The following is a 13168-nucleotide window of genomic DNA, read 5'->3' on the forward strand; positions in this document are numbered from 1 at the left end:
TTAAATACCCGCTACTGATTTAGTTTCAACGTGAATACCAGGACTCATTGTTGAAGAAATGTGAATACTCTTGAAGTACGTTCCTTTTGCTGCAGATGGTTTCAAACGAGAGATCGTTTGCAACACTTCTAATGCGTTATCATAGATTTTGTCTGCGTCGAAAGACACTTTACCCACTGAAGTATGGATGATACCGGTTTTGTCAACCTTGAAGTCGATCTTACCACCTTTAACCTCTGTTACAGCTTTACCTACTTCTGTAGTTACTGTACCAGTTTTCGGGTTAGGCATTAAGTTTCTTGGACCTAAAATACGACCCAATTTACCTACTTTCGCCATAACACTAGGCATTGTGATGATAATGTCAACGTCAGTCCAACCACCTTCGATTTTGCTGATGTAGTCGTCAAGACCAACGTAGTCTGCACCTGCTGCCTTAGCTTCTTCTTCCTTGTCAGGAGTACATAAAACTAATACACGTACTGTCTTACCAGTACCGTGTGGCAATGTTGCAATACCACGAACCATTTGATTTGCTTTACGAGGATCTACGCCCAAACGAACGTCGATATCCACTGAAGCATCAAATTTTGTGTTGGTGATCTCTTTAACTAAAGCCGCAGCTTCTTTTAAAGAATACGCCTTACCAGCTTCAATTTTGGATAGTGCCGCTTTTTGATTTTTTGTTAATCTAGCCACTGTCTTAAACTGATTTCGTTAATTAATTTTTCCAAGGAGCATCACCTGAAACAGTGATACCCATACTACGCGCTGTACCAGCAACCATTCTCATAGCTGATTCTACAGTAAATGCATTCAAATCTGGCATTTTATCTTCCGCAATAGTCTTCACTTGATCCCAAGTGATAGAAGCTACTTTCTTACGGTTAGGCTCTCCCGATCCGCTCTTAAGCTTCGCTGCATCTTTCAATTGAACAGCAACCGGTGGAGTTTTGATGATAAAATCAAAAGATTTGTCGGCATATACAGTGATCACAACAGGTAATACTTGACCTGGTTTGTCTTGCGTACGAGCGTTAAATTGCTTACAGAAATCCATAATGTTCACACCCTTAGCACCTAATGCAGGTCCTACTGGAGGTGATGGATTCGCAGCTCCGCCCTTCACTTGTAATTTTACTAACGCACTGACTTCTTTTGCCATTTTTTCTGTGATTTAATTTGTTAAATGTTTGTTAGTAAGTTGGAAGCAATAACGTAACATTTAATTCGTAGACATAAAAAAGCATAGCTTTGCATGTAAACGAGGTGCAAAGATAACTAAAATCCCCACAATAAAAAAAGTTTTTGAACTTTTTTTATTGTGGGGATTAGATTTGAGATGTGAGTAGTGAGATATGAGATATTAACCGGGATACTGGGGACTTCTTAGATTGAACAATTTCCTTTAGCAAGAAATCTAACATCTCAATACTAGATTTGAGATGTGAGTATTGAGAATTGAGATATTAACCGGGAAATAAGAATCAAATCCTCCTCTTTAGACAGGAAAATTTAGGATGAAAAAACGAACTTTTCTATCTACACCCTTTCTATCTCATATCTCAATACTAGATGTGAGATGTGAGTATTGAGATATGAGATATTAACCGGAATATTGAGACTTTTGGATTGAACAATTTCCTTTAGCCAGAAAGTCCAAATAAATAACAATCTCTTTCCATCTACACCCTTTCTATCTCATATCTCTAATCTAACAACTCATATCTCAAACCCACCTACACCCTTTCTATCTCATATCTCATATCTCATATCTCGAAAAGGAATAAAAAAAAGAGGCTCGAAATTCGAGCCTCTTTTTTTTATTCCTTTTCGACCTGCATGTAATTCAGTTCGAGTGGGGTCTTCCGACCGAACACTTTCACCATTACGGTCAGTTTCTTCTTGTCTTCGTGAACCTCTTCGATTTCTCCGGTAAACCCGTTGAAAGGTCCATCGTTCACTTTTACGGTTTCTCCTACGTAGTAAGGAACACTGATGGATTCGCCTTGCTCGGCCATCTCATCGACCTTACCCAAGATACGGTTCACTTCTGCCGGGCGTAGAGGGATCGCATTACCTGCTTTATCACCTAGGAAACCAATTACACTGTTCACATTCTTGATTGCGTGCTCGATCTCTCCATCGAGAGCAGCTTCGATCAGTACGTACCCAGGGTAATAGTTACGTTCCTTAGCCACTTTCTTACCATCACGCATCTGGTAATATTTCTCCATTGGGATCAACACCTGCGTTACCAAGTGCTGGATGCCCAAGCGGTTGATTTCAGCTTCAAGATATTGCTTTACTTTCTTCTCTTTTCCACTCACAGCACGAACCACGTACCACTTTAAACTTTGATCTGCCATATGATTTGTTGGATTAGAAAAATTAAGAAGCTGTATTGTACAGCAACTCCATGACATTGCTAGACGCCTTGTCCATTACAAAGATAACTAAAGCAATGATAACAGACGCTACCAGCACGATGACCGCGTGGCTCTGCAATTGGGACCATGTAGGCCAAGTCACTTTCTCCGTGATCTCTGTGTAAGAGTCTTTAAAAAAATCAAGTACTTTTGCCATCTATAATTATTGTTTTATTAGCACGGGCACAAGGATTCGAACCCTGATCGAAGGTTTTGGAGACCTCTATTCTACCATTGAACTATGCCCGTGTAGTTTATTTTTTGATGTTGCAAATATAGGCTTTAGACCGCATTACAACAAATATTATTTCACTTTTTTCGCGGTTTGAGCCGCATGTTGTCAGTTAGAAAAAATAAGCTAATCAGCCTGAGCTGATTAGCTTATTTCTTGTATTAAGATAATCGATACGATTATTTAATGATTTCAGTTACCTGACCAGCACCTACTGTACGACCACCCTCACGGATAGCGAAACGTAGACCTTTTTCCATTGCGATCGCGTTGATCAACTTTACAGTGATCGTAACGTTATCACCTGGCATAACCATCTCAGTTCCTTCTTCTAGAGAGATCTCTCCAGTTACGTCTGTCGTACGGAAGTAGAATTGAGGACGGTATTTGTTGAAGAATGGCGTGTGACGTCCACCTTCTGCTTTTGATAGTACGTAAACCTCAGCTTTGAAGTCTGTGTGAGGCGTTACTGAACCTGGTTTACAGATAACCATACCACGACGGATATCAGTTTTCTCAATACCACGTAACAATAGACCTACGTTATCACCTGCTTCACCGTAATCTAAGATCTTACGGAACATCTCAACACCTGTTACTGTAGATTTCAAGTTCTCAGCACCCATACCCAAGATTTCAACTGGGTCACCAGAGTTGATCACACCTCTTTCGATACGACCTGTTGCAACTGTACCACGACCAGTGATCGAGAATACGTCCTCAATAGGCATCAAGAAAGGAAGGTCTGTCAAACGTGGAGGGATTGGAATGTAGTTATCTACAGCATCCATCAATTCCATGATTGATTCAACCCACTGATCTTCACCGTTCAATGCACCTAATGCAGAACCTTTGATTACAGGAACGTCATCACCTGGGAATTCGTAGAATGATAATAACTCACGAACTTCCATCTCAACTAAGTCTAACAACTCAGCATCATCTACCAAGTCAACTTTGTTCAAGAATACTACTAACGCAGGAACACCTACCTGACGAGCCAAAAGGATGTGCTCGCGAGTTTGAGGCATAGGACCATCTGTAGCAGCAACTACGATGATAGCTCCATCCATCTGAGCAGCACCAGTTACCATGTTCTTAACGTAATCGGCGTGACCTGGACAGTCAACGTGTGCATAGTGACGGTTCGCTGTTTGGTATTCTACGTGTGAAGTGTTGATTGTGATACCACGCTCTTTCTCTTCAGGAGCAGAGTCAATTGAATCAAATGAACGAGCCTCTGAAAAACCTTTATCAGCTAAAACTTTAGTGATAGCAGCTGTTGTAGTTGTTTTACCGTGGTCAACGTGACCGATAGTACCAATGTTTAAGTGCGGTTTACTACGGTCAAATTTCTCTTTTGCCATGTTTATGCGAATTAGTAATTATAAATATTTCTTTTAATTAATCTTACAAAGTTACAAAACTATTGTATTCGAGCCAAAGATGGGATTTGAACCCACGACCTCTTCCTTACCAAGGAAGTGCTCTACCCCTGAGCTACTTCGGCTTACAAAAAGCTTATTTACAGATATAAGCCTCTACCCTTACTAAAATATGATTTTGAAGAAGATGACAGAGACTTAGATTTGTTTTATAAATGAGCGGAAGACGAGGTTCGAACTCGCGACCTATAGCTTGGAAGGCTATCGCTCTACCAACTGAGCTACTTCCGCTTGCTAGCTTAGCCTCCGAGATAACCCCTAAAGGTCGAAACTAAACTTTTTTGGTGGAGGGAGAAGGATTCGAACCTTCGAAGCCGAAGCAACGGATTTACAGTCCGTCCCATTTGACCGCTCTGGAACCCCTCCAGACCTGCAACTTGCGTCGCTTTTGAGCCTCCTATCGGAATCGAACCAATGACCTACTGATTACAAGTCAGTTGCTCTACCAGCTGAGCTAAGGAGGCGTATCTTATTTGATAAAACTTTCTGTTTTAAAGAACGGCTATCTTCCGATAGCGAGTGCAAAAATCAATTATTTATTCGATATCTGCAAGTTTTATTTTTATTTTTTTTTCGCTTAAAGAACTAACATCATTCGGTTGCGTATATCCCCGATTTGATGTTGCAAAGATAGCTAACCCCAGAACATATCAAAAATATTTGCGCATTTTTTTTACGCTTGAAAACCATATCGTTGATATGCAAGTAAATAATTTTCATTTTTCAATCCCCGATAACCCCTATATTTGCACCAAACAACAACAATTACTTTGAAAAAACAAACCCTAACATACCTTTGCCTTGGCCTATTTCTGTTGCATGGCCAAGAGACCTCCGCTCAGGAGAACCCTAATTTCATCAAAAAACTCATCCAAAAATTCGTCTCCTCCGAAAAAGATTCCTCCCGATCGGCCAGCTTTATGGTGCTACCTGCAGTCGGGTACGCTCAAGAAACCGGGCTCGAGTACGGAATCGCCAGTACCTATAACTTCTATGTGGACAAACAGGACCTCGAATCCCGAACCTCCAACATCACCCTGATCGGAACGCTCACCACCAAGAAACAGAAGAACATCAAGCTGACCTCCGATCTCTGGACCAAGGGCAACGAATACCATATCCTATCCGAACTGCGCTATCGCGACTGGCCATTCAACTTCTACGGCATCGGCAATGACACCTGGAAAGCCGATGAGGATTACCTCGACCAAAAGCTGTACCGCATCAAATTGGACGGCGAGAAAAGGTTCGCACCGAATTTCTATGCCGGTGTGAACATGAACTATGAACACTTCCAGTTTCAGGACATGGAAGCCGGTGGCATCTATGAATCCCCAGGGGTCTACGGCAAGGAAGGCGGCCAATACCTTGCGCTCGGGGTTTCGGCGCTATATGATACCCGCAACAACACCACCTATACAACCAACGGGTTCTATGGGCGTGCCAAGTACAGCTATGCGCCGAATTTCTTCGGCAAGGATAACTTTACAGGCAACCAGGTGGAAGTTGACCTGCGCGGCTTCTACCCCATCACCAAGCAACTGACAGTGACCGCCCAGGGACTCTACCGCGGCACCTATGGCAAGAACGTACCGTTCTACGTGATGCGCGACCTCGGTGGCGACATGACCATGCGCGGTTATTACCTCGGACGCTATAAGGACAAAAACTACCTGACCGCCCAGGCCGAACTGCGCTATCGATTCCACCCCCGCGTCGGCATCGCCGGTTTCCTCGGCACAGGATCGACATTCTCCAAACAACATGATATGCGCCTCCTGCCGTCATACGGCGGCGGCCTCCGCTATTTCTTCAGCCTTGAGCACAACAGCAGCATCCGCTTTGATTACGCATTCGGCGAACAACGCCCCGGCGAAAAAAGACAATCCGGATTTTACCTGAGCATAAGCGAGGCTTTCTAGTTTTAAGAGATTTGAGATGTGAGATGTGAGATATGAGGGTGAGATGTTAGATTTGAGATGTGAGATATGAGATAGTAAATCGACAAGCTTATCGGCATCATGGATCGCCAGGCTGGCGCAAGAGTTGTGCGGTTGGATGGTGCGGTGGCTCTCTTGTGCCTTTGGCATATTTTTAGGCACCATTTTGCCAGCAAATTGTGAGACGATTATGCGCCATACAACCCCGGAGGGGTGTAACTATTTTAGAACAATCCCGAAAAACGCATACAACCCCAGCGGGGTGTAACTATTTTTTCACCTCTTGAATGGGTTGGCAGGTGAGCTATGACAACACCTCGTCACAACGCTGGCGCAAGAGATGTGCGGTTGGCATGTGCGGGGGCTCTCTTGTGCCCCTGGCATATTTTTAGGCGCATATGCCCTAGCGTGCCTCCTAACCCATTTTTTTCAAACCGAAAACTTATATTTTTGGCCGGCACACACCAAATCCACGCAAACTTCCAAAATCACCGACCAAACCCTGTGTTTAAGCGTTTATTGCCCATTTTTATGAAAAACGAAATTTTGACAATAAAAGCCTAAATTTCAGTGCTTTACCTTAAAAACAATCTGTAAATCATTAAAAAACTCTTCAAATCCTGGTTGGACTGTCCAATCCTAAAAAAGCTATACACAAAAACAAAGTGTATGGAAACAATAGAAAGAGAGTTTGAGTTCGCTGAGCGGACCAGTAAGAAGCAGCCATTCGACAAGCGTTTGATCCTCCACATGCTGGATCAGATCGAACTTGGGGTCCCCCGCCGGGACCTGATGGAACAGTACGGTGTCTCCGAAGTGAGCCTGATCCGCTGGATGAAGAAGTTCGGGCGACAGCCCATTGGGGCAAAGCGGTATACCACCGAGCTGAAGCGTTCAGTGATCAGGGCGGTCCAGGACGGGATGAGCGCCTACCGGGCGGGGAACACCTTTGATATCTCCTGCGGTACGGTCTCCAGATGGGTCAGGGAATATAAGGGGAAAAATACCGAACTTAGTTCCCCAGAACCCGATGATATGGCCAACAAGAAACCCGTAGACCCCAAAGAGGCAGAGATCCTGGCCCTGAAGAAGGCCCTGGAATATGCAAACCTGAAGATCAGGGCATTGGATACCATGATCGATATTGCCGAGGAACAGCTCAAGATCGACATCAGAAAAAAGTCTGGTGCCAAGCGGTCGTAAAGATCAAACAGGAATCCCCAGCAATGGGGATCCGTTTGATCTGCGGACTGTTTGGCAGAACAAGGCATGCGTACTATGACCGCCAGTGGCGGGTGCAGGATGTCGGACTGAAGGACGAGATCATCCTGCAGCACGTGCTGCGGATACGCAGCGAACAGAAGAGGATCGGTACCCGGAAGCTGCTCCATATGCTCGCCGGCCCCCTGCAGGAACATGGGATCAGGATCGGCCGCGACTATCTCTTCGCCCTGATGAGGGAGCATTCCCTACAGATCAGGGTCAGGAAGAGGAAGGCGGTCACCACCGATTCGCGGCACTGGATGAAGAAGTACAGAAACCTGATAAAGGAACTTGCGGTCGAGCGCCCCGAGCAGGTCTGGGTAAGCGACATCACCTATGTACAGCTCAACCGGCGCTGGGGATATCTGAGCCTGGTCACCGATGCCTATTCCAGAAAGATAGTGGGCTGGGCGTTCAGGGGCGACCTCTCGGCACAGGGATGTATCGATGCCCTGCAGATGGCACTGCAGCAGAGGCAGTATCCGGGAAAGGGACTCATACACCACTCCGATCGGGGTTCGCAGTACTGTAGCAAAGGCTATGTGGATATCCTACGCACCAACGGGATCGGGGTCAGCATGACCGAGAACGGGGATCCCTATGAGAATGCGATAGCCGAACGGGTGAACGGCATACTGAAGGCGGAGTTTGACCTCTACGCATCACAGAGTGGCCTGAGGGAGACCACAAGAAAGATCAGGGAGAACATCAGGGTATACAACAACCTAAGGCCCCACGCGAGCTGTGATTACCTCACACCTGAACAGGCACATATGAGGTCAGGTGCGCTGAGAAAGAGATGGAGACCGAAAAAATATCCAATAGTGCAGAAAGAGTTTGTATAGTACATATAGTATTACCAAATTTGCCTGTATAATCAATTCAGAATTAATCCAATAATTTGTATAGCTATATAAGGACAAGACAGACCTTGTCTGAGGTGAGAGCGTGGTGAGAGCGTGGTCAGAGCGTGGTGAGAGCGTGTCTATAGGACGTACTCACCACGCCTGTAATACGGTCGCACCTCGGACGCATGTCGGACAAAGTCCTTAAAAAACACAAAAAGGGAGATTCTCAGGGCAAGATGCTTTAGGATCGTTACCAGGGGTGGCAAAACTTTTAGAATACTGACTGAAACGCCTATTAAATCCCGGGATAGCGAAGTAGGAAATCTTCCTTTCGCTGTCCTGAGCGATGGATCAGGATCCCGAAATAAAAAAGATTGATCGACACGACCACGCGCTCATCGGCTATGAGATTTTGCCAGAGCGACCGATGTTTTCGTGCATAGGGTTTATGAAGAAAAACAACTTTTCCACGGTGGAGGTGTTGCAGAATGGATTCCTCGGATATGGGAGGTGCGTCTACCCAATAAGCAGGGGCGGTATGATCTTCCAAATCAGCACTCAATCGATCCAGTTTCCAGAAGGCTAGGATATTCCGCAGCAAGGTCATGAATTTTCCGGTAAGTCCATCTGGCATGTCCACATACCTTGCGCTTTTGAAGCTGGGGTTATAGATGACCTTTTCCGCGAGTGCATACACAAAGGGCGAATGCGTCCCGTGCCGACTGTTGGACACAACAAAATGATAGGTATAGGATAAAAGGAACCGCATTGCGGCACAAAAATAAGAATAGATTTAGAATTGCAGTGTAAAAGTACTGCCTTCCCCTTCCCGGCTGTCCACGAAAAGATTTCCATTGTGCATCAGCATGATCTGCTTGCTCAGCGTAAGACCAACCCCCGTGCCCGTTTTCTTGGTCGTAAAGAAGGGCGTAAAAATCTGCTCCTGAATCTCTGCGGACATCCCGATACCATTGTCCTGCACCTTAACCTGGATATGGTCCTTGGTCTCGATGGCTGATAGGCTGATGTAGGGCTCTTCCACCTCCTTGACCGCTTCAATGGCATTCAGCAGCAGGTTGATCAACACCTGTTCCAACAGGTTCTGGTCTGCCATCAACACCAACCGCGTGTTCTTGATGATGATATCAACATCGATATTCCGTTGGATCAAATTGGGTTCCAACAATTGGTAGATGTTCTCGAACAGCTGCACGACCTGGATGTCGGAGAATTGGGGCTGGTCCACTTTATTGATCATGCGGTAACTCTTGGCAAACTGCAGCAAGCCCTCACTACGGCGCTTGATGGTAAAGATCCCCAATTTGAGGTCCTCGATATCCTGTTTCTCATCCCAATGGGCAAGTCGTTCGTGCAGGGTTTCTGCCAGCGAACTGATCGGTCCGATGGAGTTCATGATTTCGTGGGTCAGTACACGTAGGAGCTTGTGCCACGCCCTTGTTTCCGTTTCATCGATGGCTTCATTGATGTTCTGGTAGACGATGATCCGGAAGGAGCCGTCCTGTGTGTCGAAGCCGGAGCTCTGCATGAGGAGTTTGATCTTTCCCTTGCTGGAATGCGCAGTTTCCATCTGGTGCCTGCCCACACGCAACTGCATGGTCTTTTCATACAGTTCCGGATGTCGCTTCTGCATGCCAGCAATATTACCGAGGTGCGGTACCTGAAAGAGGTCCTTGAAGGCCTCGTTCAGCCAGATGACCTTCCCTGTTTCTGCATGGTAGAATATAATTGCCGTATCCAGCATATTGATAACCTTATTGAGGTACTGATGCTGCAGGGCCTGATCGATGGATATGTTTTTATAGATTTCGTTGATCTGGTTAAAGGCCTTGAAAACCTGCCCCTCGGCTGTCCTTTCGGATTTAACCAGAAACCGCCGGGTGAAGTCACGGTATTTCACCGCTTCCGAAAATTCCACCAACTGCTTAAGCAGGAAACGATGGGTGGAGAAGGTGCGGTAAGCAAGGACAACCAAGCCGATAAAGGCGAGCGTGGCATACAGGTAGTATCCCTTAAAAGCCAGATAGGCAATGCCAACAGCAAAAGCCATCAGTATCACCATCCGCAGAAAGTCCTTTATCGCTAATCGGGTCATGAATTAAAGGTTATATTTTTCCAACCTGCGGTACAATGCGGCACGTGTGAGCCCCAATTCCTTGGCGGCTTTACTGATATTCCCGTTGTAGCGTTCCATGGCCGATTTGATGGCCTTGCGTTCGATCTCCTCCAGGTTGTGGCTCTCCATTCCCGAATCGAATCGTTCTTCAGGAAGCTGTTGTTCAATCGGCGAAAACAGGATATCCTCCGCTCGGATGCTCTGCTGATCGGACATGATTACCGCCCGCTCGATACTGTACTGCAATTCCCGGACATTGCCCGGAAAATGATAGCCTTTCAGTTTCGATAGGGCATTGCTCTCCAGGCCTGCTATGTTCTTATGGTATTTATCGCTATAGAATTTTAAGAAATGCTCAGCCAGCAGCACGATATCCTCGCCACGCTCCCGCAAAGGCGGCACCTGGATCTCCAGGGTATTGATCCGATAGATCAAATCCTTTCGGAATCGGCTTTCATCGGCCAACACCTTCAGGGGTACATTGGTAGCGGATATCAACCGGATATCCACAGGAATCGGTTGACTGGAACCCAAGGGAACCACTGCCCTATTCTGCAGTACGCTCAACAATTTGGCCTGTTGCTGTAAACTGATGTTTCCGATCTCATCCAGGAAAAGGGTGCCGAGGTGTGCATGTTCAAACCTGCCCTTCCGATCCTCCCGCGCATCCGTAAATGCGCCCTTCTTATAGCCGAAAAGTTCACTTTCAAACAAGGTTTCCGTTAAGGCACCGACATCCACCTTGACAAAGCTCTCCCGCTGGCGCAAGGAACGTTGATGAATGGCATTGGCAATCAGATCCTTTCCTGTTCCGTTTTCACCCAAGATCAAGATATTCGCCTCCGTCGGTGCAACCTTATCCAGTTTGTAATGCAGATCCTCCATGATGGCGGATTTGCCGATAAGCCCATGCTGATCCCGTTCGGTAGGCTGTGCCTTCGCCTTTGGTGTCGGCAAACGCTCGTTATAAATCGTTTGTAGTGTTTGCAGGAGCTGTTCATTCTGCCAAGGTTTGACAATGAAATCCGAAGCACCCTGCTTTAGGGATTTTACAGCCAGATCGACCGCACCGTAAGCCGTGATCATGACCACATCGACCTTAGGAAACTTCTCCTTGATCTTATTCAACCAGAACAACCCCTCATTCCCCGTATTGATCGCGCTCTTGTAGTTCATATCCAACAGGACGATATCGATATCGTTCTTCTCCAGTAGGCCCATCAGGCGCTCCGGATTGTGCTCAACGAGAACTTCTTTTACATTGGGTCTTAAGAGGATGCGTGTGGCAGTTAATAAATCTTGGTCGTCATCTACAACTAAAATACGGGCTTTCTTCATGCTTAGGCTAAGTTAACTATAAATCTAAAGAACCTGCATAATAATCATTCACATATTTTTGCATCAACCATTCGTACTGGCGGATGATGAGCTGACTGCGCGTATTGTCAAGTTTATTCTTTGCTGTCAGGTAGATGACGGAGTTACTGTTGCCCGCTTCAAAGTGTACGGTGGCAATGCGGAAGGACTCGGCATAGCTGAGCTCCTGTTCCCGCAGGTTATGGACGTTGCGTTGCGTAAGGTGCAGATCAAAAACGGCACGTGCCGTCTGCATTCGGAGTTCATTGCGCAGGATTTCCCGATTGAAATATGCTTCATCCAGATTGACCTGCGCCAAACGAACCTGCGTCCTGTTTTTGAATTGGTTAAAGATCGGGATGCTGAGGCTCAGCCCCACCCCTTTATAGATATTGTTCTTGATCTGTGTGAATACGGCACCCTCGCCACGGCTGTAGTTGGAGCTTAATCCCCCATTCAGGGACAGGCTTGGCCAATAGTTGGATTTGGCGACCTGTATCCCCTCCTCCAATTCCTTGATCCGCCAATCCATGGCCTTAAATTGAGGCAGCACCTGCAACGATTGCTGGAACAAATCCGCCGCACGCATCGCCTGCACTTCTGAAGGCACATCCATAGGTTCAAGTTCCGGTAGGCTATCCAATTCGGCATTCAGTAAGCCCGCCAGCTCCACACGTGCATTGTTCAGCGATTGCTTCGTTAACTCCACGGTATTTAAATCCGCGCTGAACTGGCCCTTGATATCAAACAGGTCCCCCGGATTTGCTGCTCCCTCCCGATGCAGCACCTCTGTGCGATGTAGTTGTTCCTTGGTCACACCCAATTGCCCCTCCACTTGCTTCAGCATATCCTGAGCAGTCAACACCTTGACATAAGCTTCGATCACATTTAATTTCAATTCATTGATCTGCCCTTGGTATTCCAGTTTCCCGGCCTCGAGCGCATTGGATTTCATCCGTATGTTGTGGATGATGTAAAACCCATTGAATATCGGAACAGATAAGTTCAGGGATTGGCTCCCTGAACTGTTGTTCTGATCTATATATTGATTGGTAGTCGGATTGATGCTCCTGCCTTGTGTGATGTTGTGCGATAGATTGGCATTCAACGATGGTAACCGGTCGTACTTAGCCTGTTTATACGCTAAATCGGAGCGCGACACCAACAGCTCATCACGTTGAAGGGTTGGATTATTTTTGATGGCCATCCGTAAGCAATCGGCCAAGGACAGGTAGCCATCCTGCCCTTTCGCCGTGCTAACTAAACAACAAACAAATATGTAAACTATAAGTAAAAAATTTCTCATGTATTTCTGCTTTCCACCTTCCATTCCATAGGCTGTGCCAAAAGATTAGCACATTGATAAACAGCACTTTACTGTTTACGAAATTATAAACCTGTTCGGTCTCGAACATTCAACTGTTCAATTGCGAACACTTCAAACGAACAAACCCCAAAATCTTCGTTGAAATCGATAATTCACAATATTTGGGACCGATTTAACATTTCATCCGCATAACG

12 protein-coding genes and 5 tRNA genes are annotated in these 13168 nt (G+C 46.0%); 3 read left to right on the top strand and 14 right to left on the bottom strand.

Annotation, left to right across the window (positions count from 1 at the left end):
* The 10 genes from rplA to G6N79_RS00610 all read right to left on the bottom strand — a co-directional run bounded on the left by rplA (nt 1) and on the right by G6N79_RS00610 (nt 4570).
* Nucleotides 1-699 (bottom strand): 50S ribosomal protein L1, encoded by a 699-nt coding sequence (gene rplA, locus G6N79_RS00565; protein ID WP_103907699.1) that lies wholly within the window; start codon nt 697-699, stop codon nt 1-3.
* 22 nt (nt 700-721) lie between these two features.
* Nucleotides 722-1165 (bottom strand): 50S ribosomal protein L11, encoded by a 444-nt coding sequence (gene rplK / locus G6N79_RS00570; protein ID WP_094255405.1) that lies wholly within the window; start codon nt 1163-1165, stop codon nt 722-724.
* 658 nt (nt 1166-1823) lie between these two features.
* On the bottom strand, nt 1824-2369 hold the full coding sequence (gene nusG, locus G6N79_RS00575) for a transcription termination/antitermination protein NusG (RefSeq protein ID WP_093098554.1): 546 nt from the start codon (nt 2367-2369) through the stop codon (nt 1824-1826).
* A gap of 22 nt (nt 2370-2391) precedes the next feature.
* Nucleotides 2392-2586, bottom strand: a complete 195-nt coding sequence (gene secE, locus G6N79_RS00580) for a preprotein translocase subunit SecE (protein WP_103907700.1) — start codon at nt 2584-2586, stop codon at nt 2392-2394.
* Nucleotides 2587-2607: 21 nt separating this feature from the next.
* Nucleotides 2608-2678 (bottom strand) — tRNA-Trp (locus tag G6N79_RS00585).
* 162 nt (nt 2679-2840) lie between these two features.
* Complete coding sequence (gene tuf, locus G6N79_RS00590) at nt 2841-4028, bottom strand: elongation factor Tu (protein ID WP_103907701.1); 1188 nt, start codon at nt 4026-4028, stop codon at nt 2841-2843.
* Between the two features lie 71 nt (nt 4029-4099).
* Nucleotides 4100-4171, bottom strand: a tRNA-Thr gene (locus G6N79_RS00595).
* 93 nt (nt 4172-4264) lie between these two features.
* Nucleotides 4265-4337, bottom strand: a tRNA-Gly gene (locus tag G6N79_RS00600).
* A gap of 51 nt (nt 4338-4388) precedes the next feature.
* Nucleotides 4389-4472, bottom strand: a tRNA-Tyr gene (locus G6N79_RS00605).
* A 25-nt stretch (nt 4473-4497) separates the two neighbouring features.
* Nucleotides 4498-4570 (bottom strand) — tRNA-Thr (locus G6N79_RS00610).
* Nucleotides 4571-4852: 282 nt separating this feature from the next.
* Between G6N79_RS00610 and G6N79_RS00615 the strand changes: the two genes are divergently transcribed.
* From G6N79_RS00615 to G6N79_RS00625, 3 genes are all read left to right on the top strand, one after another.
* Nucleotides 4853-6028 (top strand): BamA/TamA family outer membrane protein, encoded by a 1176-nt coding sequence (locus G6N79_RS00615; RefSeq protein ID WP_241241723.1) that lies wholly within the window; start codon nt 4853-4855, stop codon nt 6026-6028.
* Nucleotides 6029-6715: 687 nt separating this feature from the next.
* Entirely contained in the window at nt 6716-7249 is a 534-nt protein-coding gene (locus G6N79_RS17505; protein WP_146060690.1) for a transposase, read from the top strand.
* A gap of 23 nt (nt 7250-7272) precedes the next feature.
* The gene (locus tag G6N79_RS00625) at nt 7273-8154 is read left to right on the top strand and encodes an IS3 family transposase (RefSeq protein WP_164527198.1); all 882 of its coding nucleotides are present in this window, start codon (nt 7273-7275) and stop codon (nt 8152-8154) included.
* Between the two features lie 298 nt (nt 8155-8452).
* Here G6N79_RS00625 and G6N79_RS00630 read toward each other — a convergent pair whose 3' ends face one another.
* The 4 genes from G6N79_RS00630 to G6N79_RS00645 are packed head-to-tail and all read right to left on the bottom strand — an operon-like array spanning nt 8453 to nt 12953.
* Complete coding sequence (locus tag G6N79_RS00630; protein ID WP_103904683.1) at nt 8453-8926, bottom strand: hypothetical protein; 474 nt, start codon at nt 8924-8926, stop codon at nt 8453-8455.
* A gap of 24 nt (nt 8927-8950) precedes the next feature.
* On the bottom strand, nt 8951-10270 hold the full coding sequence (locus G6N79_RS00635) for a sensor histidine kinase (RefSeq protein WP_103904684.1): 1320 nt from the start codon (nt 10268-10270) through the stop codon (nt 8951-8953).
* A gap of 3 nt (nt 10271-10273) precedes the next feature.
* Nucleotides 10274-11629 carry a sigma-54-dependent transcriptional regulator gene (locus G6N79_RS00640; protein ID WP_103904685.1) on the bottom strand — a complete coding sequence of 452 codons (1356 nt, stop codon included), beginning with the start codon at nt 11627-11629 and terminating at the stop codon, nt 10274-10276.
* 16 nt (nt 11630-11645) lie between these two features.
* Nucleotides 11646-12953, bottom strand: coding sequence for a TolC family protein (locus G6N79_RS00645; RefSeq protein WP_160003584.1), 1308 nt, complete (start codon nt 12951-12953; stop codon nt 11646-11648).
* Between the last annotated feature and the right edge of the window lie 215 nt (nt 12954-13168).

This window comes from Sphingobacterium lactis, from assembly GCF_011046555.1.
Lineage (GTDB): Bacteria > Bacteroidota > Bacteroidia > Sphingobacteriales > Sphingobacteriaceae > Sphingobacterium > Sphingobacterium lactis.

What these genes read in the sequence shown, in the direction of transcription:
- rplK (WP_094255405.1), bottom strand. Translation starts at nt 1,165, where the DNA reads ATGGCAAAAGAAGTCAGTGCGTTAGTAAAATTACAAGTGAAGGGCGGA.
- tuf (WP_103907701.1), bottom strand. Translation starts at nt 4,028, where the DNA reads ATGGCAAAAGAGAAATTTGACCGTAGTAAACCGCACTTAAACATTGGT.
- G6N79_RS17505 (WP_146060690.1), top strand. Translation starts at nt 6,716, where the DNA reads ATGGAAACAATAGAAAGAGAGTTTGAGTTCGCTGAGCGGACCAGTAAG.
- secE (WP_103907700.1), bottom strand. Translation starts at nt 2,586, where the DNA reads ATGGCAAAAGTACTTGATTTTTTTAAAGACTCTTACACAGAGATCACG.
- nusG (WP_093098554.1), bottom strand. Translation starts at nt 2,369, where the DNA reads ATGGCAGATCAAAGTTTAAAGTGGTACGTGGTTCGTGCTGTGAGTGGA.
- G6N79_RS00630 (WP_103904683.1), bottom strand. Translation starts at nt 8,926, where the DNA reads ATGCGGTTCCTTTTATCCTATACCTATCATTTTGTTGTGTCCAACAGT.
- G6N79_RS00625 (WP_164527198.1), top strand. Translation starts at nt 7,273, where the DNA reads ATGGGGATCCGTTTGATCTGCGGACTGTTTGGCAGAACAAGGCATGCG.
- G6N79_RS00640 (WP_103904685.1), bottom strand. Translation starts at nt 11,629, where the DNA reads ATGAAGAAAGCCCGTATTTTAGTTGTAGATGACGACCAAGATTTATTA.
- G6N79_RS00645 (WP_160003584.1), bottom strand. Translation starts at nt 12,953, where the DNA reads ATGAGAAATTTTTTACTTATAGTTTACATATTTGTTTGTTGTTTAGTT.
- G6N79_RS00635 (WP_103904684.1), bottom strand. Translation starts at nt 10,270, where the DNA reads ATGACCCGATTAGCGATAAAGGACTTTCTGCGGATGGTGATACTGATG.